This window comes from Streptomyces sp. ISL-100, from assembly GCF_018614615.1.
Taxonomy (GTDB): domain Bacteria; phylum Actinomycetota; class Actinomycetes; order Streptomycetales; family Streptomycetaceae; genus Streptomyces.
In genome coordinates this window covers 56,295-79,663 of sequence record NZ_JAGGOK010000020.1, presented here as the reverse complement: position 1 = coordinate 79,663, position 23,369 = coordinate 56,295, and the positions used below count along the sequence as shown (strand labels likewise).

Annotated in this window: 35 protein-coding genes; 26 read left to right on the top strand and 9 right to left on the bottom strand. The window is 69.5% G+C overall.

The genetic code is table 11. The features are described 5' to 3' along the window. Window positions 1-285 precede the first annotated feature (285 nt). From J7E89_RS42025 to J7E89_RS10030, 5 genes are all read left to right on the top strand, one after another. Window positions 286-882: a hypothetical protein gene (locus J7E89_RS42025; protein WP_308315418.1), complete on the top strand. Its 597-nt coding sequence runs from the start codon at window positions 286-288 to the stop codon at window positions 880-882. Continuing rightward, window positions 786-1,172 carry a reverse transcriptase/maturase family protein gene (locus J7E89_RS42020; protein ID WP_308315419.1) on the top strand — a complete coding sequence of 129 codons (387 nt, stop codon included), beginning with the start codon at window positions 786-788 and terminating at the stop codon, window positions 1,170-1,172. Before J7E89_RS42025 ends, J7E89_RS42020 begins: the two co-directional genes overlap by 97 nt. After that, window positions 1,172-1,768: a group II intron maturase-specific domain-containing protein gene (locus tag J7E89_RS42015; RefSeq protein WP_308315417.1), complete on the top strand. Its 597-nt coding sequence runs from the start codon at window positions 1,172-1,174 to the stop codon at window positions 1,766-1,768. The genes J7E89_RS42020 and J7E89_RS42015 overlap by 1 nt, the downstream gene beginning before the upstream one ends. A gap of 596 nt (window positions 1,769-2,364) precedes the next feature. Then, the gene (locus J7E89_RS10035; RefSeq protein ID WP_308315416.1) at window positions 2,365-3,420 is read left to right on the top strand and encodes an IS5 family transposase; all 1,056 of its coding nucleotides are present in this window, start codon (window positions 2,365-2,367) and stop codon (window positions 3,418-3,420) included. A 202-nt stretch (window positions 3,421-3,622) separates the two neighbouring features. Next, the gene (locus J7E89_RS10030) at window positions 3,623-3,868 is read left to right on the top strand and encodes a hypothetical protein (RefSeq protein ID WP_214971408.1); all 246 of its coding nucleotides are present in this window, start codon (window positions 3,623-3,625) and stop codon (window positions 3,866-3,868) included. On the opposite strand, the gene J7E89_RS10025 is transcribed toward J7E89_RS10030, so the two are convergent. The 8 genes from J7E89_RS10025 to J7E89_RS09990 all read right to left on the bottom strand — a co-directional run bounded on the left by J7E89_RS10025 (window position 3,849) and on the right by J7E89_RS09990 (window position 9,139). Beyond that, a complete protein-coding gene (locus J7E89_RS10025; RefSeq protein ID WP_214971405.1) occupies window positions 3,849-4,412 on the bottom strand; it encodes a hypothetical protein in 564 nt (187 codons plus the stop codon). The two genes, J7E89_RS10030 and J7E89_RS10025, sit on opposite strands and share 20 nt — an antisense overlap. A 79-nt stretch (window positions 4,413-4,491) precedes the next feature. Next, window positions 4,492-5,040 (bottom strand): hypothetical protein, encoded by a 549-nt coding sequence (locus J7E89_RS10020; RefSeq protein WP_214971402.1) that lies wholly within the window; start codon window positions 5,038-5,040, stop codon window positions 4,492-4,494. 66 nt (window positions 5,041-5,106) lie between these two features. Next, complete coding sequence (locus J7E89_RS10015; protein WP_214971399.1) at window positions 5,107-5,598, bottom strand: hypothetical protein; 492 nt, start codon at window positions 5,596-5,598, stop codon at window positions 5,107-5,109. Between the two features lie 73 nt (window positions 5,599-5,671). Further along, complete coding sequence (locus J7E89_RS10010) at window positions 5,672-6,091, bottom strand: hypothetical protein (protein ID WP_214971396.1); 420 nt, start codon at window positions 6,089-6,091, stop codon at window positions 5,672-5,674. Window positions 6,092-6,240: 149 nt separating this feature from the next. Continuing rightward, window positions 6,241-6,651, bottom strand: a complete 411-nt coding sequence (locus tag J7E89_RS10005) for a hypothetical protein (RefSeq protein ID WP_214971393.1) — start codon at window positions 6,649-6,651, stop codon at window positions 6,241-6,243. Window positions 6,652-6,739: 88 nt separating this feature from the next. Continuing rightward, window positions 6,740-7,948, bottom strand: coding sequence for a hypothetical protein (locus J7E89_RS10000; RefSeq protein WP_214971390.1), 1,209 nt, complete (start codon window positions 7,946-7,948; stop codon window positions 6,740-6,742). 206 nt (window positions 7,949-8,154) lie between these two features. Further along, on the bottom strand, window positions 8,155-8,562 hold the full coding sequence (locus J7E89_RS09995) for a hypothetical protein (protein WP_214971387.1): 408 nt from the start codon (window positions 8,560-8,562) through the stop codon (window positions 8,155-8,157). A 157-nt stretch (window positions 8,563-8,719) separates the two neighbouring features. Next, on the bottom strand, window positions 8,720-9,139 hold the full coding sequence (locus J7E89_RS09990; protein WP_214971384.1) for a hypothetical protein: 420 nt from the start codon (window positions 9,137-9,139) through the stop codon (window positions 8,720-8,722). A 305-nt stretch (window positions 9,140-9,444) separates the two neighbouring features. Between J7E89_RS09990 and J7E89_RS09985 the strand changes: the two genes are divergently transcribed. The 14 genes from J7E89_RS09985 to J7E89_RS09920 all read left to right on the top strand — a co-directional run bounded on the left by J7E89_RS09985 (window position 9,445) and on the right by J7E89_RS09920 (window position 18,755). After that, window positions 9,445-10,140: a hypothetical protein gene (locus J7E89_RS09985; RefSeq protein WP_214971382.1), complete on the top strand. Its 696-nt coding sequence runs from the start codon at window positions 9,445-9,447 to the stop codon at window positions 10,138-10,140. Window positions 10,141-10,207: 67 nt separating this feature from the next. Next, window positions 10,208-10,819, top strand: coding sequence for a hypothetical protein (locus J7E89_RS09980; protein WP_214971379.1), 612 nt, complete (start codon window positions 10,208-10,210; stop codon window positions 10,817-10,819). Then, the gene (locus tag J7E89_RS09975; RefSeq protein ID WP_214971376.1) at window positions 10,816-11,538 is read left to right on the top strand and encodes a hypothetical protein; all 723 of its coding nucleotides are present in this window, start codon (window positions 10,816-10,818) and stop codon (window positions 11,536-11,538) included. The genes J7E89_RS09980 and J7E89_RS09975 overlap by 4 nt, the downstream gene beginning before the upstream one ends. Continuing rightward, entirely contained in the window at window positions 11,535-11,747 is a 213-nt protein-coding gene (locus tag J7E89_RS09970) for a hypothetical protein (protein WP_308315414.1), read from the top strand. Before J7E89_RS09975 ends, J7E89_RS09970 begins: the two co-directional genes overlap by 4 nt. Before the next feature lie 204 nt (window positions 11,748-11,951). Next, entirely contained in the window at window positions 11,952-12,329 is a 378-nt protein-coding gene (locus tag J7E89_RS09965) for a hypothetical protein (RefSeq protein WP_214971373.1), read from the top strand. Between the two features lie 68 nt (window positions 12,330-12,397). Then, complete coding sequence (locus tag J7E89_RS09960) at window positions 12,398-12,775, top strand: hypothetical protein (RefSeq protein WP_214971370.1); 378 nt, start codon at window positions 12,398-12,400, stop codon at window positions 12,773-12,775. Between the two features lie 79 nt (window positions 12,776-12,854). Next, on the top strand, window positions 12,855-13,538 hold the full coding sequence (locus J7E89_RS09955) for a hypothetical protein (protein ID WP_214971367.1): 684 nt from the start codon (window positions 12,855-12,857) through the stop codon (window positions 13,536-13,538). An 84-nt stretch (window positions 13,539-13,622) separates the two neighbouring features. After that, window positions 13,623-14,273, top strand: coding sequence for a hypothetical protein (locus J7E89_RS09950; protein WP_214971365.1), 651 nt, complete (start codon window positions 13,623-13,625; stop codon window positions 14,271-14,273). Between the two features lie 96 nt (window positions 14,274-14,369). Then, the gene (locus J7E89_RS09945; RefSeq protein ID WP_214971362.1) at window positions 14,370-14,894 is read left to right on the top strand and encodes a hypothetical protein; all 525 of its coding nucleotides are present in this window, start codon (window positions 14,370-14,372) and stop codon (window positions 14,892-14,894) included. Between the two features lie 124 nt (window positions 14,895-15,018). Then, window positions 15,019-15,870: a hypothetical protein gene (locus J7E89_RS09940; protein WP_214971360.1), complete on the top strand. Its 852-nt coding sequence runs from the start codon at window positions 15,019-15,021 to the stop codon at window positions 15,868-15,870. 65 nt (window positions 15,871-15,935) lie between these two features. Then, complete coding sequence (locus J7E89_RS09935) at window positions 15,936-16,673, top strand: hypothetical protein (RefSeq protein WP_214971357.1); 738 nt, start codon at window positions 15,936-15,938, stop codon at window positions 16,671-16,673. Between the two features lie 254 nt (window positions 16,674-16,927). Continuing rightward, a complete protein-coding gene (locus J7E89_RS09930; RefSeq protein WP_214971354.1) occupies window positions 16,928-17,080 on the top strand; it encodes a hypothetical protein in 153 nt (50 codons plus the stop codon). A gap of 12 nt (window positions 17,081-17,092) precedes the next feature. Beyond that, window positions 17,093-18,256 carry a DNA cytosine methyltransferase gene (locus tag J7E89_RS09925; RefSeq protein ID WP_214971351.1) on the top strand — a complete coding sequence of 388 codons (1,164 nt, stop codon included), beginning with the start codon at window positions 17,093-17,095 and terminating at the stop codon, window positions 18,254-18,256. 118 nt (window positions 18,257-18,374) lie between these two features. Next, complete coding sequence (locus J7E89_RS09920; protein WP_214971346.1) at window positions 18,375-18,755, top strand: hypothetical protein; 381 nt, start codon at window positions 18,375-18,377, stop codon at window positions 18,753-18,755. 9 nt (window positions 18,756-18,764) lie between these two features. Here J7E89_RS09920 and J7E89_RS09915 read toward each other — a convergent pair whose 3' ends face one another. Then, entirely contained in the window at window positions 18,765-19,094 is a 330-nt protein-coding gene (locus J7E89_RS09915) for a DUF6087 family protein (RefSeq protein ID WP_214971344.1), read from the bottom strand. Between the two features lie 122 nt (window positions 19,095-19,216). On the opposite strand from J7E89_RS09915, the gene J7E89_RS09910 reads away from it, so the two are divergent. The 7 genes from J7E89_RS09910 to J7E89_RS09880 all read left to right on the top strand — a co-directional run bounded on the left by J7E89_RS09910 (window position 19,217) and on the right by J7E89_RS09880 (window position 23,160). Beyond that, window positions 19,217-19,549 (top strand): hypothetical protein, encoded by a 333-nt coding sequence (locus tag J7E89_RS09910; protein ID WP_214971341.1) that lies wholly within the window; start codon window positions 19,217-19,219, stop codon window positions 19,547-19,549. A 68-nt stretch (window positions 19,550-19,617) separates the two neighbouring features. Then, window positions 19,618-19,986 (top strand): hypothetical protein, encoded by a 369-nt coding sequence (locus J7E89_RS09905; RefSeq protein ID WP_214971338.1) that lies wholly within the window; start codon window positions 19,618-19,620, stop codon window positions 19,984-19,986. A gap of 13 nt (window positions 19,987-19,999) precedes the next feature. Beyond that, window positions 20,000-20,500: a hypothetical protein gene (locus tag J7E89_RS09900; protein WP_214971336.1), complete on the top strand. Its 501-nt coding sequence runs from the start codon at window positions 20,000-20,002 to the stop codon at window positions 20,498-20,500. Between the two features lie 96 nt (window positions 20,501-20,596). Further along, window positions 20,597-21,082: a hypothetical protein gene (locus tag J7E89_RS09895; protein WP_214971334.1), complete on the top strand. Its 486-nt coding sequence runs from the start codon at window positions 20,597-20,599 to the stop codon at window positions 21,080-21,082. A 27-nt stretch (window positions 21,083-21,109) separates the two neighbouring features. Further along, entirely contained in the window at window positions 21,110-21,529 is a 420-nt protein-coding gene (locus J7E89_RS09890; protein WP_214971333.1) for a hypothetical protein, read from the top strand. 90 nt (window positions 21,530-21,619) lie between these two features. Further along, the gene (locus J7E89_RS09885; RefSeq protein WP_214971331.1) at window positions 21,620-22,453 is read left to right on the top strand and encodes an HNH endonuclease; all 834 of its coding nucleotides are present in this window, start codon (window positions 21,620-21,622) and stop codon (window positions 22,451-22,453) included. Window positions 22,454-22,554: 101 nt separating this feature from the next. Next, the gene (locus J7E89_RS09880) at window positions 22,555-23,160 is read left to right on the top strand and encodes a hypothetical protein (RefSeq protein WP_214971328.1); all 606 of its coding nucleotides are present in this window, start codon (window positions 22,555-22,557) and stop codon (window positions 23,158-23,160) included. The last annotated feature ends 209 nt before the right edge of the window (window positions 23,161-23,369 follow it).

Sequence of the window (23,369 nt, the reverse complement as noted above, 5' to 3'; positions counted from 1 at the left end):
GCGACTTTGCAATCGCCCTGGAGGCCATGGTGAATGACTACGGCGTAACCATGGCGATGCCGCAGGGGTAGAGCCGGGTGCCTAACCTGTCGACCGGATAGCAGTGAACGCGGGAACCATCCGTGGTCGTTCCACACCTCACCCTCGGCCAGAGGGACAGGGGGCGGATAGGCGCGATGCCGGCTGAAGGCGCGGATGGGGCGGAGCCGCCGTATTACTCAGAGCCGGGGAAAGCCCGCGCACACGGGGAAGGGCGGCAGCGTGTCAGTCCAAGGAGGGAAAGCAATGTTCGAAGATGCACCGGTGAATACCGGCGCCGTGGGGTGGCCGGATCCTGATTCGGCGCACTTCGCGGTACGAAGGATGCAGACCAAGTTGCATCGTTGGGCGACCGAAGATCCTGGTCGTCGATTTGGTGATCTGTTCAACCTCGTCTACGACCCGGCGTTTCTGGTGGCCGCGTGGGAACGCGTGTCCACTAACAAGGGCGCCAAGACCGCAGGTATTGACAAGGCCACAGCGGCCCTGATTAAGACCTGGGTCGGGGTCGATGCTTTCCTGGAACAAATCCGGGACTCGTTGAAGTCTGGCGTATTCCGGCCGATCGAAGTGCGACAGGTGATGATCCCGAAGGGGAATTCAGGAAAGTTCCGGAAGCTCGGAATTCCAACTGTTGCCGACCGCGTGGTTCAGGCGAGCATGAAATTGGTGCTCGAACCCATTTTCGAGGCAGACTTCAAGCCTGCTCGTATGGGTTCCGCCCCAACCGCCGCGCACACGACGCGATCTCCGAGATCCACCTCCTCGGAACCAGTGGATACCACTGGGTTCTGGAGTGCGCCATCAAAGCCTGCTTCGATGAAATCGATCACACGGCTCTGATGAATCTCCTGCGGAGGAGGATCAAGGACAAGCGTATCTGTTCGACAGTGAAGGCGTTCCTGAAGTCCGGGATCCTCACCGAACTCGGAAACAAGGAAGAGACTCAAACGGGGACGCCACAAGGCGGAATTCTATCGCCGTTGCTCGCCAACATCGCCCTGTCGGCACTGGACGAACATTTCGACCAGCTATGGCTTCAGGAGATGGGAAACGACAAGCAACGGCGTCAGCGCAGGAATAAGGGTCTCGGCATTGGCGACTCGTCCGCTACTGTGACGATTTCGTTCTGATGGTGTTCGGAGAACGCCATCATGCGGAGGCGCTGCGCGAGGAGGTGTCAGCCGTACTGGCCCCACTGGGACTGCGACTGGCACCGGAGAAGACCCAGGTAGTCCACGTCGACGAGGGCTTCACGTTCCTCGGTTTCGATATCCGCAGGATGCGTAAGCGAGGAACCAGCAAGCACCACGTCTACACCAAGCCGTCCAAGAAGGCCGTTCAGTCGATCAAGGATAAGGTGAAGGTCAAGACGTACAGGTCAACCCGCTACCAAGACCTGGGAGAGCTGATCGCCGATGTGAACAGGTCTTTGGTGGGGTGGGCGAATTACTTCCGGCACGGGGTGTCCAAGGCGACCTTCAGCGCGGTCGACTCCTTTGTATGGGGTCGGCTCATGCGCTGGACACGCGCCAAGTACGCGGGCAAAACCCGGCTGTCCATGAAGGAACTCCGCCGTCGCTTCTGCGACCAGGGGTGGAGATTTGCTCACAACGGGGTCGTTTTCACCGGCGCGGCCAGCGTCGAAGTGACCCGCTACCGCTACCGCGGTCGCAACATTCCGACCCCGTGGACTCCCAGATCGGCAGCAGCCGTCACCGGCAACTGACCAACGGGTAAGACACGTGGAGCGCCCGGTGCGGTGAGAGCCGCACGCCGGGTGCGGCGAGCGGGTCGGGGAAACGGGTTGACCGCAAGGTCTGCACCGCGCCCCGGCCCGACTCAACCGGGCGCTACTTCCCGTCACGGCTGGTAGCGAGCCTCAACCGCATCAACGACTACCTGACGGTGGATCGTGCGGAAATACAAGCGGTACCGCGGCAAGTGGGGCCGGGCCTGGCAGGCCCTGAGCAGAGTCGCAAGGCTCTACCCAGGACTCTTCGCCCACTGGAAGCTCTGCAAACCGTGACCACGAACGACTGGATGATGGGAGCCGTGTGAATCGAGAGGTTCACGCACGGTTCTGAGAGAGCCGGGAGGTGAGATCCCTCCCGGCTACTCGCTACTCGTAAGATCGGTGGGCCCAGGGGCTCGGGGTATGGCTGTCATGGAGGAGCCGATCGGATGGCTCAGAGAACAGGGCCGCCCGGAGCCCCGCGACGACTCGACCGCCAATTGGGATGTGCGACTTGATCGCTCTGTAGGACTACGTCGGCGAGGTCGTCTGCTGGATCGATTGGTACCGACAAGCTGACGGAGGTGGCCGTGCCCCGGATCTGGGCCGGAGTGGACATCGGCAAAGAGCATCACCACTGCGTGGTGCTTAACGATCGGGGCGAGCGTCTGCTCTCCCGCCGGGTCCTGAACGACGAAGGGGCCCTGCTGGAACTGATCCGCGACGTCCTGGACATCGACCAGGTCGTGCTGTTCTCTACGCTCAGTGATCGCGGGAGGGTGCCTGCTGTCCCATCTTGCCTGCTCGAACCCCTGTGGGACCAGTTCGCCGCCCTACTGCCCGCACGGGACGAGTACGCGCCGACCCATCCACTGGGCTGCCACCGCCGCCGGGTCTCCGACCGGGTCGTCTTCGAACATGTCGTCCAGGCCCTGGTCCACGGCTCCGGATACGAGCGAGTCTCCAGCCCTGGCTGCTCGGCCCGCACTATCCGACGCCGCGTCAAACGGTGGGCCCAGATGGGGATATCGGAGCGCCTCCACGCCCTGGCGCTGCAGGCGTACGACCGAATGATCGGCCTCGGACTGGCCGAGATCTCGGTGGACGGCTGCATCACCAAGGCCCCATCCGGCGGCGAGAAGGCCGGCCGCTCCCCGGCCGACCGCGGCAAGCAGGGCCTGAAGCGCTCGGTGTCCTCCGACGCGGCCGGGGTGCCCCTGGGGATCGTCTCGGCCGGCGCCGACCGGCACGACTCACCCCTGCTCGGCCCCACCCTTCAGGCCACGAAGGATCAGGTCGGCCCCCTGCCGGACGAGGTGAACGTCAACCTGGACCGCGGCTACGACAGCACCAAGACCCGTGAACTGCTGGATGGGTTCGGCTTCACCGGCGAGATCGCCCGCAAGGGTGTGCCCGCACCGATCCAGGCCGGAAAGCGTTGGGTGGTCGAGCGCACACACTCGTGGATGAACGGCTACGGCAAGCTGCGGCGCTGCACCGAGCGGGACGGCGAGGCCGTGGACTTCTACCTGTATCTGGCCGCCGCCTTCGTCACGCTCCGCATGCTCATCCGCCGCGCGACCAGCCGCTACCGCTGGGACGACCGCCCCGCCGCCTCAAGTGATCCATTTGCCGGTCGGTCTTAATTAAATGGCGTGAACACCTGACCGTAATGTACGAGTTCGCTACTTAAGGTAACGACTTCCCTTATGTGTCAAAAGTTATAGACTGCTTGGTAAAGGCGGGCTCCCGCCCGGAGGCCCGAAAAGGAGGCAACGGTTCCGCCTAGGCCGTGCCGGATGTCCGGCGTTTCTGGCCTGGGAGCTACCTCAGCCGGGAAGAAACTCTATGAACCTCAAGAAGATTGCGGCTGCGGCGGCAGCCGCCGCAGCACTCACTATGGGCGGCATGGCCGCCACAGCGGCCCCCGCATTCGCCAACGACGACCCAGCCTCCGTGGACATCAAGACCACCGACGGCGGAGCAAAGGTGGGCGGCACCGTGGACACGGGCAATTCGCCTGCCCCCAGCTTTACCCCTGACGTCGAGGGCGAATACCGCTTGCAGCTCACGGTTAACGATGATGGATTGTGACCGTTGACCATGCGACGGGCCATTTCATCGCTCCTATGTGGCAAGTTACGGCCGGTGGGAGGTTGACTGTTGGTGCGCCGACCAGGTGGATGAGCTCCATCGGCCCCTTGGTCCGGCGGACCGCTGGGGCGACCGGGCTGATATCGCTTCGCGGGCGAAGCGGTATATCGGGGTCATATGCCCAGTTGGGCTGCTTATGGTTGGTCGTTGTGGTTGCTGCTGAAAACGACCGGTCTCGTCGCGACGTCAAGACCAACGACAACAAGCCCGATAAAGCAGCGCGACTGAAGGGCCGCGTTAACCTCAATACCACCTCGTAGACGGTGGCGATCTCCGTGTAGTCCGGCAGGCCGTCGGGCTCCCAGGCGACGGCGTAGTAGCCGCTGCCGTCCCGGTTGCGGGGCTGGATCACGACGTGTTCGCCGAAGGTGGCCCGGCTCTGCGGGACGTCGGCGGAGTGCGCGATAAGAAGGGCCTCTTCGTCGTCGTAGTAGGCGGGGACGTCGGCCGTGGCGAGCGCTTCGAGCACGGTGGCGGTGAACATGCGGGGCTCTTTCGTTCGGGTCGGACGGCGGTTGCTCTCCGCCGGGGGTGGGACGGGCGCGGGTCCCTGGTGGGTCGGCTTACAGGTCGCCGGGGGCTTCGGGGTGCTCGGGGCACTTCCCGTACTGGCCGCTGAGGGTGCGGGGGTGGACGTGCCTCCGCCCGGAGAGGCTGCACCCGCCCTTGGCCTCATTGCAGTTGGTGACGCAGGTGCACGCGTCCTCCTGGTGGGGCGCCGCGAGGGCGGGGGCGTTCTGCACAGCACGCTGCGCCAGCCATCGGACGTACCGGATCCCGACGTGGCGGGACAGGTCCTTGACCAGGTCCTCGCCGAATACGGCCAGCTCCGGCCAGTCCGCGAATACGGCGGTGAACTGTTCGTCGGTGAGCTGCGGGACGCGCCACTCCTCGGGCCGGGACACGCCGAGGTTGCTGGTGATCGTGTCGTCGAGGATCGTCCACGCTTCGACGATCTCCGTGGCGATGTCGTCGCGCTCGCCCATGCGGTCGATCTGCCAGCCCAGGGACTCGTCGGTGCCGGCCGCTCGGGTGCGGTCGGCGTTCGAACGCCATTCGCTGGTCCTCATGCGGAGGGTGGAGAGCGCGGTGTCTACGTTGGTGGGCTTCATAGCGGGTGTCCGTTCGGTGAGGGGGCCGCGCCGCGGGTGAGGGGCGGCGCGGCCGGGGGCGGGCTTTCAGACGGTCTGGGGAGTCCGGTGCGCCTGCGGGAACCCGGTGGCCAGGCGTCGGCCGAGTTCGGTGAGGTACGGGGCGTACAGCGGCCCGCGTACGCCGTTGTCGCCGTCGTTGGGGTGCACGGTGGCGTCGGCGTCGCGGAACTCGATCAGACCGTCATGGTGCAGGGCCATTGCGGTCGGCCACGGGGTGCCTTCCGGCAGGCGCCCCTCTGGCGCGGCGGCGTGGAGCGCGGTGTGTCCTGCGTCGGTGAGGAGTGCGCTGCGACCGCGGCTGTTGATGGACAGGAACGTCGGCCCGCCATATCCGGCCCAGCGGGCGCCTGCGGCGGCGCGGCCGGTGTTGGTCACCTCGGTCACCCAGTGGGCGAGCCAGATCGCGTCCTGGACACGGGTGTTGGTGCTCTCGGGGACGCGGCCCTTGTCGTCGGCGAGGGCGGCGAGCAGCGCGCGGCGGTGGGCGGGGGTCGGGTTCTTGGGGGCGGTGGCCACGGTGGCAGTCCTTTGGTGCGGGAGGAGTGGGGCGCAGGACGGTGCTCGTCCTGCGCCCCGGTGGGAGCGATGGTCAGATGACGTCGGTCGCGTCGTAGAAGGTGGCCATGCCGCCGGTGAACCGCGCGCGGCCGACGGGCAGGGACGGCTCAGCGAACTCGGCGCGGACCTGCCGGTCGTATTCGGTGTCGGAGACCAGGCGCACGGTGTGGTCGACGGTGCGGTATGCGACGACGCTCCACTTCTCGACGCCGTACCGCGTCGTGTGGGTGACCGGGTCGCTGTACTCGACGAGGCGGATGATCAGGACGGGCCCGGCCTCGCCGTTGATGACCGACTCGCGGAGCGTCTTGCCGCCCAGGATCTCGAAGGAGTACACCTCGTCCAGTTCGGGCGCGATGTCGACGGGGCCAGAGTGGGCGAGGACGGTGCGCAGCGGACCGCACATGGCGGTGAGGTCGTCCACGGTGGGCAGGGCCAGGGTCAAGGACACGACGATTCCCTCTCGGTTCGGGTCTGTCGGCGGTTGCTCTCCGCCAACAACACAAATACTACAGCACGCGTCACAAGAGTGCTAGATACCCCTGCGAAATAGGGCCAACTCCGTCCTGCTGCGCTGCGCGCTGTGCCTTGACGGTGCTGCTAGTTGGTCATCATGTTCGTCAGGTGCGGTCCGACGTACCCGACGACGAGACGGCCGGCGCCCTTCACCTCGTCCAGGAAGTACACGCGCGGCGCGATGGCTCCCCGAGCGGCGAGCTTCAGGTGCGCCTGCATCTCCGCGCGCTCCCCGCCGGGCATCGGGAACACGCGCTCGTGCCCGTACTGCTCCATGGTCGGTGCGCTTTCGGTCATCGCGATCTGCTTGGCCGGGTAGGGCTTGGCGCCTGCGGGCGGGCTCGTACAGAACTGGTAGAACCCGCCGTTGAACCCAGCTTTCGCCGCTGCGGCATAGGAGTCGAGCGCCGCCAGCGCTGTCCAGCCCTTCGCCGCCCAAGTCCGCGACATGGGGTGTTCGTCGAGCCTGAACGCGATCCGCTGGTCTGCGGTCACCGCCAGGTGCTCCAGTTCTCCCAGGCGCTCCCACAGCTCCTCGAACGATGCGGGGATGCCCGGCAGGCTTTCGGCGGCCTCAACGACTTCATCGGGCGCGCCCCTGGCGCAGCAGCAGAAGCCGCAGCCGGTCCGCCTCGGCCCGTGCCTGCTGCAACGCGTCCAGCGTCGTCAGGTGGTCCTCGATCTCACCGTCCCGATCGCTGATGACGGCCTGGAGCTGGTCACGAGTCGACGTGTTCGCGCGCTCGGCCAGGTCGATGCTGCGGCCCAGCTCCGACAGTTCCTTGTCGGCCTGGTCCAACAGGCCGTTCAACAGGGCCACCTCGGCGCGCAGCTCCTCGTCCCGTTCGCCCATGCGCTGCGCCGGTACGGAGGCGAGCAGCCGCGCCTTGTCCATGGACTCGCGGCGCTCTTGCCGGTGCTGCTCGGCAACGCGGTCGGGGAACATCACAGAGGAGAGCTGTCGGGGCAGCGGACGTTCCAGGGCGAGCGTGTGCACGCGTCGGACGACGCCGCGCCACGTCTGGTCCGCCGGGTCGGTCCACCTGGAGGAGCCCATTAGCCGGTGCCGCGGGGCGTCCGCCGCCCAGGCCGGGTCGACGAGTGGCATGAAAGTGCGTACGCAACCGGGGCTTACGCGGTGGTCGTGGCCGATCGCTTCACGGAACGCGTCGACTGCGGCCAGGTCCCACAGCAGGTAGGTGGACGCGTCCCCGGCGACGTTCCGCATCGAGCCGGCCACGCGGTCCGACCACAGTGGATCGGCCTGTATGGGGCGCGCAGCAACGAGGGTGGGCATCTGCCGCTCCGGATCGCACAGCACGTCGAGCAGTGAGTGGACGCGGTCGTGGGTGACGCGTAGGGCGTTGACGCTCAGCCTCGACAGGCCGTCGCGCGGCTCCAGTTCGCCCATCAGGTCACGGATCAGGTTCGGCTTGCTGCCGCGGAGAGCCTGCGCGGTGTTGGGGAAGCACTCCAGATCGACGCCCGCGATGCCGCCGTCGCCGGTGGTGGAGCGGACTGCCGTGACCGTGGTGCGCCAGGTCGCCTCCGGCTTGTCCTCACGGAGTTGGATGCGGGTGGCGTACTCGGCGCCCTGGTCGTTGTAGGCCGCTTGCGACAGCAGCACGGACGCGTCGTCGAGCGCGTGTTGCCCGGTGCCCAGTGGGACGGCGGCCCGGAACTTCTTCTTCAGCCACTGCCCCGACATCCAGCGGACGGTGTCGAGCAGGGTGTCAGCGTCGGACACGGTGACGACGGATCGGTGGATGAGAGTGCTGGCAGGTGTACTCACGGGAACCTCAACGTGGATGGGGCCTGGCCTGTGACCAGACGGGTTGGGGCCCCGCACGCAGGTCAAGCGACCCTAGGGGCGGGACCTGACCGCGTACGGGGCGAACAGGGGAACTGGCCGACACTCACCCCCCCTGCTAGGGGGCGCTCAACAGGCGGGCAAGGGGAGGGGTCGGGCGCCCGGCCGGAACACGGGCGCCCAAGGGGTTACGAACCGAAGTGGCTGCGCCCGTCGTGCTCCAGGTGGAGGCCGTCCACATGGAGGTGCTTGGTGGCGTCGTAGTTACGCCAGGTGCGCGCAGTCGAGTCCCAGCCGGAGACGCCGACGGTCCATCCGTAGAAGTAGCCGGTGCCGAACCGTTCGTACTGGGCAAGGCCCTGATCGTCGGGGTGCATGGAGAGAACCGCCTCGAAGATCGTGCGGATGGCCCGGGTCTCGTACGTGTCGACGCCGAAGACGCGGGACTCGAAGTGGCCGTAGCCGTAGTTCTTCACGCCCGTACGGGAAGAGACAGCCAGCCGGGCAGCGACGTCATCGGGCAGGAGCACGACGGCCCGGTCCCACTGGTCGAGCGTGATGGTCACCTGGGCCGCGATCAGGTCAGCGGCAGTCATCGAAGCAAGTCCTTCCAAGGGGTGAGCGGTCGAGGTAGTGAGCGTTTTGAGCGGTCTCTACGCGCGCGCACGCGTAAGAGCGCGCTGCTTTGCGTTGATGGGGCAGGTGCGCCGGGTGGGGCGCACCGCCCGCCGTGAGGGCGGGCGGTGCGGTCGGTCAGGCGGTGGTGGGCTCGCCGAACTCGCGCATGACCTCGATGAGCACGAAGTGCTTGAGCGGCATGTAGCTCTTGAGGTCGTGGCGCAGCCAGGAGGCGCGGCCTGCGGTGCCGAGTGCGCGGGCCCAGATGCGGCAGTCCTGGTAAACGGTGCGGGCCACGTCGTAGTTGACGCCGATGCGCTGCATGTAGTCCTCGACCGCAATTTCGCGGTCGTGGATGCCGACGGCCGTGTTGTGAGCGTCGAAGCGGTCGATGGCGGTCACCTCGCGCAGGTCGAGGCAGTCACCCCAGTAGGCGTCGAAGTAGAGGAGATCGCGGTCTTCCTGTGTCGCGGGGGTGAGCAGGACGCCGTGCACTACGCCGTCCTGCATGAGCACGGTGAAGGAACGGGCGGTCTTGTCCAGGGTGACGGGCATGGCTGTGCCTTTCGGTTCGGGTCGGCGCCCGGTTGCTCTCCGGGCTGTCGGCGGTGTTCCTTGCCAACACCTGAATAGTACAGCACGCGTTTCCCTGTTGGGAACACCCACGCAAAATCACCGCCCTTCCCATACGCAAGGCACATCCATTCACCCAAGATGACGCGCGCTGTACTTTTCTGTTCGGGGTGTGTAGCGTTCTCATCGCACCACCGGCCCGGAGAGCAACCGGGCCAACCGACCCGAAATGAAAGGGACTTCGTCATGCGCAGACTGCGCCTGCCCATCCGCCGACCCCGCCCCGCGTGCTCCTCGCAGCCGGACTGGCCACCGCCGCCCTCGGCACCCTCGCGACGTTCGGCCCCACCAGCGCCGGAGCCACGAAGGCCACCCCGCACGAGATCGTGACCGCGTTCAACGACGGCTTTGCCGACGGCCGCGCGGACGCCACGGGCGATGACAACCGTGACGGCCGTATCGACGAGGACGAGAGCGGCTGGGACTGCCGCACCATGGGCAACCGGAAGTGCGGACCGACCGCTACCGCGCTTGCCGCGCCGCTGGAATGCCGGGGCGCACCGGCGGACGTCCTGACGCTCTGCCGCCGCGTCCAGGGGCAGCCTGCGTACCGCTACCAGCCCGAGGGGGCGTCCGCCCCGATCCGCGTGGCTGACGGCCCTGCCCTGCTGGCGACGATTGCCCGGGAGGGTGCCAGTCCTGCCAGGGTGCCGGAGCTGCGGGAGCTGGTTACTGGCCTGCACGTCGCGTTCCTCATCAACACCGGCCGTGTCCCCTCCGAGTGCGCTCACGCCGGTACTGCGCTCCGGCTGTGCGTGACGGTGGCCGTTCGCCCCGCGTACGGCTGGACGAACCCGGACGGCTCCCGCGTCGACAACCCCGACGGCCACGCCCAGGTCCGCGGCCTCGACGAGAAGCCCGGAACCCCGGAGTTCCCGGCCGCGTTGCGGGCCCTCGACGCCGAGTGGCGCGAGCACCACTGACCACCCGTCGCCGGGGCGCAGCCGCACCGCTGCGCCCCGGCCCCGCCCCCCCGCTGGAGGAAACCCGATGCCTCAGTTCTTCGACCTCGACCCGACCGTGCGCCCCGTCCGCCTGTCCGCCCGACCGGCCGACACCCACCCCTACGACTTCGATCCGGCCGCCGTGCGCATCGTGCGCGCTGACCGCGTACGGCACGGGGACGTGGTGCTCGGTGAGGTCTACGGCTACGACCCGGCCCACACCGCCGAAGTCAGCTACCTGCCGTACGGCTGTATCCCGTACGCCGCCCGGCCGCGCCCCGTCGACCCGAAGTGCCCGTGCGAGCTGTGCAGCCAGCACCGCGCCGACCCCTTCACGTACCTCACCAGCCCGATCGCGCTCACCGTCTGGCCGCGTGACGGTCTCGACCCCGTGTGCCAGCTCAACAACGCCGACGAACTCCTTGTCGTCGTCCCCGCCCGCTGGGCAACGCCCGGCGCGGACCGAGCCCTTGAGCAGCGGTACAGCCGTCAGCGCATCGAGCAGGCCGCCCACGACGCCTTCGACTGCCTGCACTCCTACTTCGACTTCGGCCACCAAGGTGACCGTCGCCTCGTCACAGGGGCCCTGCTCGCCTTCCTGGACGATCCGAACAGCCCGTACCCGTACAGCAGCCATGCCGTCGAGGAAGACGTGTGAACGGTCACCAGACCGACCCGCCCGGCACGTTCCCGCTACGCCACCGCCCCGACCGGAAAGGACCCGCCGTGCGCACCCTGGCCCTCGGCTCCGAAAGCCTCCACCTCACCGATCGGCCGACCGCTTCCGACTACCCGCCCCTGCCGTTCGGGCTCACCCTCGACCAGGCCGTGGCTGTTCACGCCCATGAGGTGAAGGCCGGTGATCTCGTGCTCGCCGACTTCTCCGACAGGAGCGGTACCCGCCGTGCGGGCCACATCCCCACCCCGTACCCCGCCGACCCGCACGCGTTGCGGAACTGCCCGTGCGAGGGGTGCGAGGAGTGCGAAGACGTCGACGCGTGGACGCTGGGCGATCACGGCCGTGTTGCTGACGTCGGGTGGCGGTTCGTGTGTCTGTCCCCGTCCGAGCACGGTGAGGGTGGTGAGGGGGATGAGCCGTGCGCCATCGAGCTGCGCCACCGGCCCATGGCCGTAATCCCCGCCGCCGTCGTCACCGCCGCCGAGAAGGCCGCCGAGGAGGCCGTGCGTACGTACGGCGTGAAGTGGTACGCCGACTTCGAGGCGTCCAGCCCGCATGAGGCCGCACGACTCGCGTACGAACAGCTCAAGAGCTACGCCACCGACGGGTGGCCGCCGGAGTTGGAGGTCACCGGTGAGGGCGGGCTCTTGACCGTCATCGACCTGAACGCCACGCAGCAGAAGAAGGGAAGCCGGTGACGGACTGGAGGCAGATGGGGCGCGCCGACTTCGACGAGTCGGCCCCGCTCGAACTCGTCGACCAGCGGACCGCACGGGCCGGGGCCCGAGTGCTGGCCGCACCGGACGCGTACGGCACGGCCGCCCTTTTCGGTGACGACGTGCCCGCGCGCCGGACCGTGCCCCGCCGGGCCCCGGCCGCGCAGCCGCAGGCCGACGCCCTGTTCTAGCCGTCCGCATCTAGTACAGCGCGCGTCGCCGACACCTTTCCGTGCGAACCCGTCGCGGTCGCGGTTTCCGCATACCTGCACACCCAAACATCCATTCAGGGATCGCTTGCAGTCCCGGACTGGACCCTTGATGACGCGTGCTGTAGTATTTTTCTTGTTGGCGGAGAGCAACCGCCGACAGACCCGAACCGAAAGGTGACCCTGATGTCCGCGAACTCCCGCCGCTCCGCCGCCCTCCTCCGCGACCGCGCCCGCACCAACCGCGCCGAAGCCCGCGCACGCCGTGCCGCCTCCACCGCCGCCCGCCGCGTCCGCACCGGCCCCCGCTCACTGGTCACCCACATCATCGCCACCGGTGCCCCGCTCACCGCCGTCTCCGGCGCTGCCGACGCGCTTCGCACCCAGGCCCGCAAGGCGGGCATCAAGGGCCGCGCCGCCCGCATACGCCGCACTCTCCACGGCCGTGCCCGCCAGGTCGTGACCGTCTACCGCTACACCGCCGAGCAGGTCGCCCAGATCGTCGCGAACTACAAGCCGCGCAAGGCCGAGTACAAGGCCATCCGCGCCGCCCTCGCCGCGTAGCCCCACCCCGACCGCCGGGGCGCGGCCCACCCCCGCCGCGCCCCGGCCCCAACCCTGGAGACGCCACCATGAACGCCACCCTCGCCCCCGCACCCGACCAGATCCCCGGCGCCGCCGAGAAGACGATCGACCCCACCGGGATCACCGCATACACCGTCGGCATCATCCGCCTCGCCGAGACCAAGGGGTTGCGCCCCACCTGGGGCCAGCCGCATGGCAACACCCGCCGCATCGTCCTCAACTCCGTCGGCCCGCACGGCGCATTCGGCTCCATCACCATCGGCCGGACCAGCGGCAAAGTGCTGCGCGCCGAAGTCGTCCACGGCAATCACGCCCGAGGAGCCTGCCGGGCCAAGGGCACCAACGCTGTCCGCGCTCTGCTCAACAGCGTCACCCGCTCCACCTGCCAACCCGGCTGCACGTCACCGGACGCCTGCCGCCGCTGAACCACAACCCACGGGGCGCACCACCCCGGTGCGCCCCACCAGGCCGGAGAGCAACCGCCCCAGACCCGAACGGAACCCCGTGACCTACCAGCCCACTTCGGTCCAGATCGCCGCCGCCACCCGCGCCCGCACCGCCGCCCACGTCGCCCGAGACCGGTTCGCCGCCCCGGCCACCATCACCGCGCTGCGGTTCATCGCCGCACACCTCGACGCCGCTGCGACCGCGTGCGACGCCTACGACGGCACCACGAACGCCCCCTTCATGGAGATGGGGCGGGCCCTGTCCGACGCCCGCGAGCTGATCGCCCTCCACCCCGACAGCCGCCTCCCGGACACGGTGATCGACTACATCACCGCACCGCTCACCGCCGCGCCCCTGCCCACGCTGCCCCGGCTACTCCCGCCCAACGAGCGGGATGCCGCCGAGGAGACCGCGCTCCGCGCCGAACTCGACCGGCTCCACGCCGACACCGAGGCAGCCGACACCGACACCGACCACTGGTTCCGCGCGGTGCTCGCCGCCCTCGCGAAGTGGAAGCGACTCGAAGGCGCGGTCAACGTCGACAGCCGCCGCCCCTTCAACCGGGTGCGCGTCGCCGAACTTCACCTGAAGTGCATCGCGTGCGGCGGCTCCACCATCCGCTTCAGCGTCCGCGAGTCCGCTACCTGCGAGTGCGGCAAGGTCCAGACGTGGGGCGACGTCATGGTCTGCGACTGCTGGGGCTACGAGTGCCCCGCCATCCAGGGCGACACCGCGCACTGACCACCCCGCCCCACGGGGCGCACCACGCCGGTGCGCCCCACCCCTGGCCGGAGAGCAACCGGCCAAGACCCGAAAGGCACAACCATGAGCAGCACCGTCACCCCGCTCGCCCCCGAAGCCCGCGCCGCGTACGGCGTCTTCGCCACCTTCCCCCGCCGCCGGTACGCCGCCGACCTGCTGATCGAGCGGATCATCCCGATGCAGGCGTACGCGGCCGTCCGCGCCCCCCACACCCGCGCGTGGCAGGAAGCGGCCTGGCAGCTCACTGGTGCGATCGCTGCCGCCAGCACGGCCGTTGACGCCCCCCTCATCTTCGGCCGACCCATCCGCCGCGCCGCCGTCACGATCGTCGTGGACGCAATCATCGCGTTCGAAGAGGCCCACTCCCGGTACCTGCCGCACGACGACCACGGCCGCTACACGCCGGAGCCCGGCACCGAGTACGAGTTCAGCGTCTCCGACATCGGCCGCGCCGCCGCGCAGATCCTCGGTCCCGTCTGGCACGCGGAGTCGACCCCGTGGGGTGTCGGCGCGTACCTCCAGCTCCAGGACGAGACGGACGGCTACCTACTGGCCGTCGACACCGAGGGGGACCCGACCACTGACGGAGACCTCTACCTGACCGACGACATGGGCAGCCGCACCTACCTGTCGGATGTGTGCGCCGCCGATGGGCTGCCCGCCCTCGCCGAACTCGTCGCCAACACCGTGCGTGGACTCCGCGACGCCGACTGACCCGCCCCACCCTCACGCCCCGGCCACTCGGCCGGGGCCCACGGCCCGGAGAGCAACCGGGCCGGCACAGACCCGAATCGAAACGGAAGCCCCGCCATGTCCCTCGAATTCTTCGACGACGCCCCCATTCAGGTCGTCGACTTCGTCCCCACCACCGTGCGCCCCGGCGACGTCGTCGCCTCCACCGAGACCGGCCCGGTCAAGCTGTACTCCCGCGACGAAGTCCACACCGCGATCGTCGACAGCGTGACGCTGGCCGCCGACGAGGCGCACCGCTCCAACCAGGCCGACCGGTTCGCCTGGGCGATCACCGCCGTCATGACGTATCTCGACGCGCCGTCCGCGCCGTGGGCCGAGGTGAAGAACCGGCACTACCAACCGACCCCGGACGCCGCCGACGACGACGAGGCGCCGCAGTTCATCCGTGAGCAGGTCTCGCAGGCCGTGAACAACGGCGTCGACGCCTCCGCCCAGCACACGGGGCGCAACATCCCCGATGACCTGGACAACCTCGTCGTGAACGCGGCGCTCACCCTCCTCGACGACCCCGAAGCCGACTTCTACACGGTCGCCATCGAGTGCTACTCGGAGAGCCCCCGCGTCGTCCGTTCCTGGCTCTGACCCACCGGCGGGGCGCACTTCTGCTCGCCCCGCCCCCGCCTGTCGGCAGGGGGCGACGCAAGACGCCCCCTGCCGGTCAACTCCCCGGCGAGAGCAACGCCGGAAGACCCGAAGGAAACCCCGCATGGCTACTGCCACCACCCCCGTGAAGGCCACACCGGCGATCGCCGAACGTGTCGCCGAGCGTCTGCCGCACCGCGACGGCCACGCCTGGACGGTCGCCCCGTACGCGGCCTGGTGGACGACGCGCCCCGCCGCGCGCCTCACCCAGGCCGGGCGGCCCGGCGCGCTCATCCTCGCTGCGCACCCGTGGCGTACCGAGATCGCGTGGCAGCTCGACGGCCGCGAGCCGTACGAGCCGGACCTCAGCCTGGACCGGATGGCACCGGAGCCCGTGGTCCGCGAGACCCTGCGGCTCGTCCTGCCGCGCCTCGACGATGCCGCCGCTGTCGCCTACGCCCAACCGTTTGCCAGTGAGGCGCACAGGATGAGGCTGCTGCACCTGAACCTGATCGGCAGCGCTGTGCGCACCCAGGGCGCAGCGACGTTGAACACCGTCGGCGTCCAGCCCAACAGCCATGTCCTGACCTGGGAGGCGCGGGGGGCGCGGTTCGCGGTGACGCTCATCGGCGCCAACCCCGCGTGCGACCTGTCCGTCACCGGGCCCGTCACGGCCGTGGAACGCGTCCTGCCGCTGTTCTTGCCCGAGCCCGCCGACCGCACCCCGCGCTTCCCCCTGCGCACGGTTGGGACTCGCCTGGGCCGCCGCGTGGCCGCGCACCTGGCGCAGTTCACCGACGTCGACCAGCTCGACGACAGTGGCCTCACCTTCGGAGGCGCGACCGGCCCGTTCGGCTACATCGCCCCGCCCACCGATCCGGTCGCCCGCGTGCGGGACTCCACGCCCGCGTCCGCCGAGTTGCACGGCGTCGGCGTCGACCACCTGGTGCACCTCGCCCCGCTGCTCGCCCGCTGACTCATCCCACCCCACGGGGCGCGCCCCTGCACGGCGCGCCCCGATTCCGTCTGGAGACCATGCCCATGCCCGAGAACACCCCCGCCCCCGACTCCTTCCCGCTGCTCATCGGCGCCCAGGTCGAGGCGCACGCCCTCATCGTGCGACGGCAGACCTGCGACGAGGTGGCCGCGATGCTGCGCGCGAACGGCCAATCCTTCGCCGCCGACCTGGTCGAAGAGGACCGCGACTTCACCGAGTTGTCCCGGTCCCTGGCAACCATCCCCGCGCCCGTGCCGAAGGCGCAGCACGCGGCCGGCTGCGGGGCCTTCGACTGCCGGTGCGGCTGCACCCTCGCCCAGGGGTGCCAGGACTGCGGGCGGTGTGCGTGCTGGCGTGCGGAGTGCCGCGCCCAGGAGCCCGTCGACCGGGCTCGGCGCGAGGAGCGCAAGGCGGCGCTGCGGCGGCTCCTGGACGGCGTCGGTACGGCGATGCTGACCGAGCTGCGGGAAACCGCCGCTGCCGCCGAGGAGGCCGCGCTGCGCCACGCGGTCGCCCGCCGGGTGGGGCTGCTGGCCCCGGGCGACGGGCGCCGTTACGAGGTGGCCGTGTTCGAGGCGAAGGACTCGAAGCTGTGCATGGGGCACGCCGACTGGGATGGGCGGGACGTGGAGCTTTACGCGCCTGGCCAGGACGACCCGAATGAGGTCGTCGACTGGGATGACGAGGTGCTGGCCGGACTGCTGGGTGCGCTCGCTGAGTTGCTGCGCCCGGAGGAGGGCGCGCGCCTGGTCATCGACCTGTGCGCTCGGGGCGCGGCGTGAGGGCAGGGACGCCACGGACGGGGGTTCTCGTGACGTCCCTGCTGGCAGAACGCTAGCCCACTCTCCGTAGGGGTGCTTCCTCGCTGCGAGGAAGCACCCCTCTGCACAGCCTCACACCCTCTCACTTTGGCTACAGCACGCCCCTCTCTGCCCATTTGACCTGCACAGATGGAAGATGCATGACGCGCCCTGTAGTATTTCTGGTGTTGGCGGAGAGCAACCGCCGACCGGCCCGAAGCGAAAGAGACCCCCCAGTGACCGAACTGACCGCAGCTCAAGCAAGCGTCGTCACCACCGCCCTCTCCTACAAGGCCACCGGCGCCCCCATACCCGCGCACGTCATGGCCGAGCTCGACGAGAGTGCCGCTCCTTGGCCCGGCCGCTGGCTCCTGCCCTGGGAAGAGTGAGAGCCGGAGCGCGTGATCGAGCTGTGTGCTGGCCCCGGCGGCTGGGGCGAGGGCCTGCAATCCGTCCTCGGCATCACCCGCTTCGACGTCGTCGGCGTCGACATCAACGAAGACGCCTGCGCCACCGCCCGAGCCGCTGGCCACGTCCGTATCTGCGCCGACGTCAGCAAGCTCGACCCCGAACACCCCGCCCTGCGCTGCACCGTCGGCGTCATCATCAGCCCCCCATGCCCCAGCTTCTCGACGGCGGGCAAGCGCGCCGGACTCCTCGCCACGAACATCGACATCCTGCGGGACACCATCGCGGCCGTCGGTGAAGCCGGAGGGTTCATCCGTCTCGACGAGGTGTGCTGCGACGAGCTGTTCCCCGATCTCGAAGGCGACTGCCCGCTGTGCGCCGATCTCGGGTACCACCAGGGCTACGCCCCGCGCTCCGGCCAAAGCTGGGCCGAAGTCCGCGCCATGCTCGACGGACTGACTGACCCGCGTATCGGCCTGATGGCCGAGGTCGCCATCTGGCCGCTCGGTCTTCAGGCGGCAGGCGCCCCCGTCCAGTGGATGGTCATGGAGCAGTCCAGCAACCTGCCCGAGGAGATCCTGGAAGAGCTGTCCGTCGAGTTCGGGTGCGCCGACTGGTTCCGTACCTCCTGGGCCGTCCTGGAGGCCGCAGACCTCGGCGTGGCCTCCCGCCGCAAGCGGACGTTCATGCTCGCCTCCCGCCACCGCTGGGTCGACATCACGCCGCCTGCCGCGCCCCTGCCGGTCACGACGATGGCCAAAGCACTCAGCTGGGACGAGGGCGAGCGGATCAACACCCGAGGACAGCGCCCCATTGACCCGACGACCGGCCGAGCCAAGGGCGGCAACTGCTTCTCCGCCGACAAACCGTCCTGGTGCCTCACCGGCAAGACCCGCACCTGGGTCCGCGAAAGCGACGGGAAGCGCCTCACCTCCGCCGAAGCCGGAACACTCGTCTCCTTCCGCGCCACCTACCCGTGGCAGGGGTCGCGCTCCAGCCAGTTCCAGCAGGCCGGAGACGTCGTATGCCCCGCCGTTGCCGCGTACGTCCTGGCCGTCCTCCACGGCGTCGACTGGGAGCCACGGCTCCGCGACTACCTCACCGGGCTCTACCACTACGACGACCTGTGGGACGACGAGTACGACCTAGCTGTCTGAGCCTGCGCCCGGCCTCCCGCCCCGGAGGCCGGGCCGCCGGGCTTCAGCACGCGACGCAATCGGCATACCCCGCCCACGATGCGCGGCCAACTGCTCCTCCATCTGGAAGGCCCCGTTCGTGAACACCTTCACCGCCCGGCTCTGCTCGCTGCGTCTCGCCTCAGCAGGCATAGCCACTGTCACCGCCGCCGCGCTGCTCCTGACCGGCTGTGCCGGGGGTGATGGCGACGGCACCCCCGAGTGCCGAACCGAGCGCGCCAAGAGCGGTGATCTCGTCCCTTCCGCCGCTCACCGCCCGTGCATCGTCTACGGCAGCGGAACGCCCCGTCCGGCGGACGGCGGCGTAGGGGTGCCCGGCACGGCCGGCGGAGGCACGAACCGGCACCAGGCGAAGCCGAAGATGCCCGGCGCGCCCAAGGCTCCGTCCATGCCGAAGGCGCCCGCCGTGAAGGCCCCGGCCCCGGCGGTCAAGGCGCCGTCCCTCGCGAAGGTCCGGTAGGCGCGCGGCCTACTGGCCCTGCTCCTCCGCCGGGGTCGGCTTCCTGTGCCTGCCCCGGCCCTTGCCCAGTCCAGGCGGACGGTCCCACTCGGTGGGCTTCTCCTCGACCGGCGCAGGCGGGAACAACAGGGCCTTGGCGGCAGCCAGATCCTCGGCGACGGCGACCGTCTCCCACTCGGTTCCGGTCCACTCCTGGATCGCCCGGGGCGCGTCCGGATCGACGTGCGCCCCACGGTGCGGGCCGCCCGTGAGCGGTACAGCCCGCAGCTTCCCCTTCGAAGCGTTCCGGCGCTCCTCGCGCTTGCGGGCCCAGTCTTCCAACGGCTCCTCGTCGTGCATCTGAACATCGTGGCGCAGTCCCGTCCCACCGCCACCTTGGGCCATCGCCCAGGGAGCGACACAAGCCACTTTCAGCGGCCACCGTCCGGGCTCTCAATCCTCGTACGGAAGGAACCCGCTCCGTGAGCGCTCCCGCGCCCTCCCGCCGCACCGTCGGCCTCATCCTCGGCGCCGTCCTGGTCATCGTCGGCGCCGTCATCGCCGCTTTCGCTGTGTTCGGCGGCTCCACCGAGCCCGACCCGGACCCGACTCCGTCCTCGTCGTCCCAGCCCACTGACGCCCCGCCGACCAACGAGCCGACGGGCAACCCGACCTGCCCCATCTTCGACGCCGAGTGCCAGGCCGGGGGCGGTGACGGCGGCACCGGCGGCACGACTCCCCAGCCGTCCTCTCCGCCCGACGGCGGCGAGGGCGGCAATGGCGGCAACGGGGGCCTCTTCGGCGGAACCGGCTGATTCGCGGGCCCGGCCGGACGAGAACGTGCCCGGCCGGGCTGTCAGTGCCCGCTGCAACAGTGGGATTCATGACTGCGACCCTCACGGACCGCTCGCCGCGCGTCGAACGCCTCGCCGCGCTGCTCCGTGTTCCCGTGCGGAACGCCCTGGCGGAGCGAGCCGACGCGATCCGAAGCTCTCTGCCGCCGCGCCCTCTCGACACTCGCGCCTGCTTCATCTGGCTCCACTCCCTCGACCAGGACCAGGCCCGCCGCGCCGCGCTCCTGGACCGGCTCACTGCCCTGTGCGAGCACGTCTCCGGCCGTCCTGCCCTCGGCTACGAGCCAGGCGACCCGCTGCCTGCTGCTGCTCTTGAGGAAGCCGACGGCTTCACCGACACCGCCACGGCGCTCCTGGTCGCCGAGTACCGGGCGCGCCGGGCTGTCAGTGCTGGTTGAGACACTGCATGGCATGTGGAAGGACGTTCGCCCCGTTGTCGCCGTCATGGCGCTCGCCGGGCTCATATTCGGTGCCGGAGTCGGCTACCTCACCACCCGGGACGTGACGAGCACGCTCACCGCAGCCGTGTGCTGCGCCATCGGGACTGGGGGCGCCGCGTTCGTCCGGCTCCGCCAGATCCGCCAGCAGCAGGCCGAAGCGAAGCGCAACGGCTTCGGTGCCGCGCTGGCCCAGGGTGCCCTCATCGCCGTCGCCTGCTACCACCGCGCCGCTTTCCCCCGGACCGGGAGCGGAGCGGTCACCGATGAGGAGGTGGCCGAGCTGCGCTGGGTCGCGTACCAGCAGGCCGCAGCGGAACGCCTCGACGCCCCTGTGCGGGAGGCCGCGGCCAGGGCACTCAAGGCCGTCGATATCGGCGACCCCGGTGGGGCGTCCAGCTTCCTGATGGACCTGATGGGCGCCGTTCACGAACAGCACATGCCCGCACGTACCCGCTGGTCAGCGCGACGCTAGCGCCCTCGGTGCGGATGCTGCTCCGTTGCATCACCCCTGCCGGGTCCACGGCCGCCACCGCGGCTGCTGCCCGGCGACCGAACGGAGCACCACCACATGCAGTCCGCCCTCCTCCAGGCCATCGACACCTGGGAGCAGCACTGGCACGAGACGCAGGCCGCGGCCGTCGCCGCGCTGAAGACCGCCTTCCCCCACCTTGAAGACTGTCCGCGCTACGTCGGCTGTGACGACATCCGCCTGGAGTACGACACCGACGGGCGCGGCGCCGGCCGTGTCTGCGTCGACGACGAGGGCCGCGCCAACGTCGAGTTCGGGCAGATCCCCAACGAGGTGATCGCGCGCGCCGTCGACGAGATCCGTCTCCCGTACCTGGACTACGCGGACGGGCCGTTGAGCGAGGCCCCGCCGGGCACCTACGTGTACGAGTGCGAGACGTCGGCCGCGCAGTTCGAGTTCACCCTCGGCACGCCCGGGACCGGGCAGGTCGTCATCTCGTTCGCGCCTATCCCGGACGCGGCCGCAGTCCTTGACGCCCTTGAGCGCGCCTTCGCCGAGCACGACTCCAGTGCGACGCGACACTGACCGCGCCGGTTCGTACGGTCCGCGCTCATGGACATCAACTACTACCCGCTGCGATGGGTGCCCGGCGTCTCCGTCTTCTTCCAGTCCCCGGACAACGGCGACGGCGTCAAGATCCGCTCCTGGCACACGGTCGGCCTGCCCGTGCGGCTGTCCGCCGTCCTGGTCGTCCAGAGCCGCGACGAGTACTACGGGCCAGCGGGCGGCCGGCCGCCGGGCCTGTGGAAGCGTGTCGTGCGCGCCGTCATCGACGGCAACGGCTTCAGCAGGTGGGGCTACTGCCCGGAGATGCCGCCGGTGGTGCGCGGAGTGGAGCTGTCCGTGCCTCGCATCACGCTCGATCTCACCTACGCCACCCGCCGCGACGACCAGGACGTCGACGAGCACCACAGCGAACCCTGCCCGGGGTGCGTCGCCGCCGGGTCGCGGGCCCCGGAGCGCGCGACGTAAGGCACGGCCGCCGTCCACTCTCTCGTCCTCGCCCCGCCGCACCCCCGGCCCGCACCCGCGGCCTGGCGGCCGGGCAGGACGGAGACGATCGTGGCCCGACGACGTACCGGCCCCACCGACCCGGTCAAGGACCTCGTCTACCAGCGAGACGGCGGGCGGTGCGTGCGCTGCGGCACCCTGCACCGGCTGACCATCCACCACCGCGTCAACCGCGGCATGGGCGGGGCGCGGGAGCCGTGGATCAACCAGGCGCACAACCTGCTGCTGGCCTGCGAGCTGTGCAACGGCTGGTTCGAGGACAACCCGAAACCGTCGTACGAGGCCGGGTGGAAGGTGCGTCGCCCGCAGGTCCCGGACGAGGTCGGGGTCGAGTACGCCGACGGGCAGACGTACCGGCTCACAGCGGACGGTAAGCGGACCGCGGTCGTTTGGCGGGGCGATGAAGCGGGAGGCGCCGGGGTTCGTCGACTTGGGCCGGTGGACGGCCGGGACCTGGACCACGAGCACCCCGGGGGTGTGGTTCGCGATCGGCTACACCTACAGCAGCAACGAGCGGCCGTACGGGGTCGGCGGGCCCGCCATCACCTTCGGCCGCCGGACCTGGGCCGTGTTTGCCCTGTGCTCTCGCGCCGAGCACAGGGCCCGGAAGGACGACCGGTGGAAGACGGAGAGCGAGGAGTTCCAGCCGCTCCCACGCCCGCGCCGCGGTCTTGCCCGGCTGCGGTGGTGGCGGTGAGGCGTCTCGTGGGGCTCGGCTTTCTGCGCCCCGGCTCCGTGCCGCGTACGGAGGTCGGCCGGATCGTCTTCACCGACGCACCGGCCGGCCGCGATCCAGCTATTCCAGCGAACGTCCATGGGCGAATTTTCCTTGTCGGCCGTTTCGGATTTGCCCTGCTCAGGAGGGGTGCGGCACGCCCATCATGACAAGCCGACGCACCGCGCTGTACTATTTCGGCGTTCTTCGGCATGGGGTTGCCCCAGCCTTCGCCGGCACCAGCGCGGTGCCCGAGCCCCGGAGGCCAGTCATGCCCGCTGCGCACCACAACCTCACCATCCCCGAGCACAAGACCCTCCGCGCCGACGCCGAGCGCCAGGTCAAGGACGAGCTGGGCGCCATCGCCCGGCCCGACGACCGGTTCAAGCGGGCCTGCGAGATCGTGCAGCAGGCCGACCTCGAGATCGCCGCGCACGCTGAGGAGCGCAACCAGGCCGCCATGAGCCTGTGGTTCTACGACGGCGTCCGCGGCCTGGACAAGGTCCTCGGTATCCTGCCCAACGCGTACAACGAGATGCGCCGCGTCGCGCTGCACGGCGACAAGAAGACGACGATCAACCCCAACGGCGACCTCAACGCCCGCATGACGTCCGAGGAGCGCCGAGCGGCCGCCAAGGAGGCCGGGGTCGAGCACATCGAGGACGCCGCGGACCGGCTTTCGTCCCTGTCCGCCACGGTGTCGGTCGCCGGCGCCCGCCGGAAAGCCGCGATGCCGTTCCTGTATGACGCCACGCTCGCCCTGACCGAGGAGCCCTACGGGTGGAGCACCACCAAGATCGCGGAGATGGGCGATGACCTCACCCCGGCGTACGTACGGAACCTCAAGACGCGAGCGAAGAAGCGCCGCGGCTACTGACCCCCGCCCCGAGCCCGGCCCTGCAGCATCACCGGGGCCGGGTTTTCAGTCGCCGGTAGCCGGGGCCTGAAAACCCGGCGCCGGTGAATCCGGCTTCCGGTGCTCCGGGTTCCGGCAGGTCAGGCCCCTTTAGTAAGAACATCAAGCATGACCATCAAGTAATTACGGTGCCTTCGCTTCGCTCAGACACCGTCGGCTGTCCCTTGGAG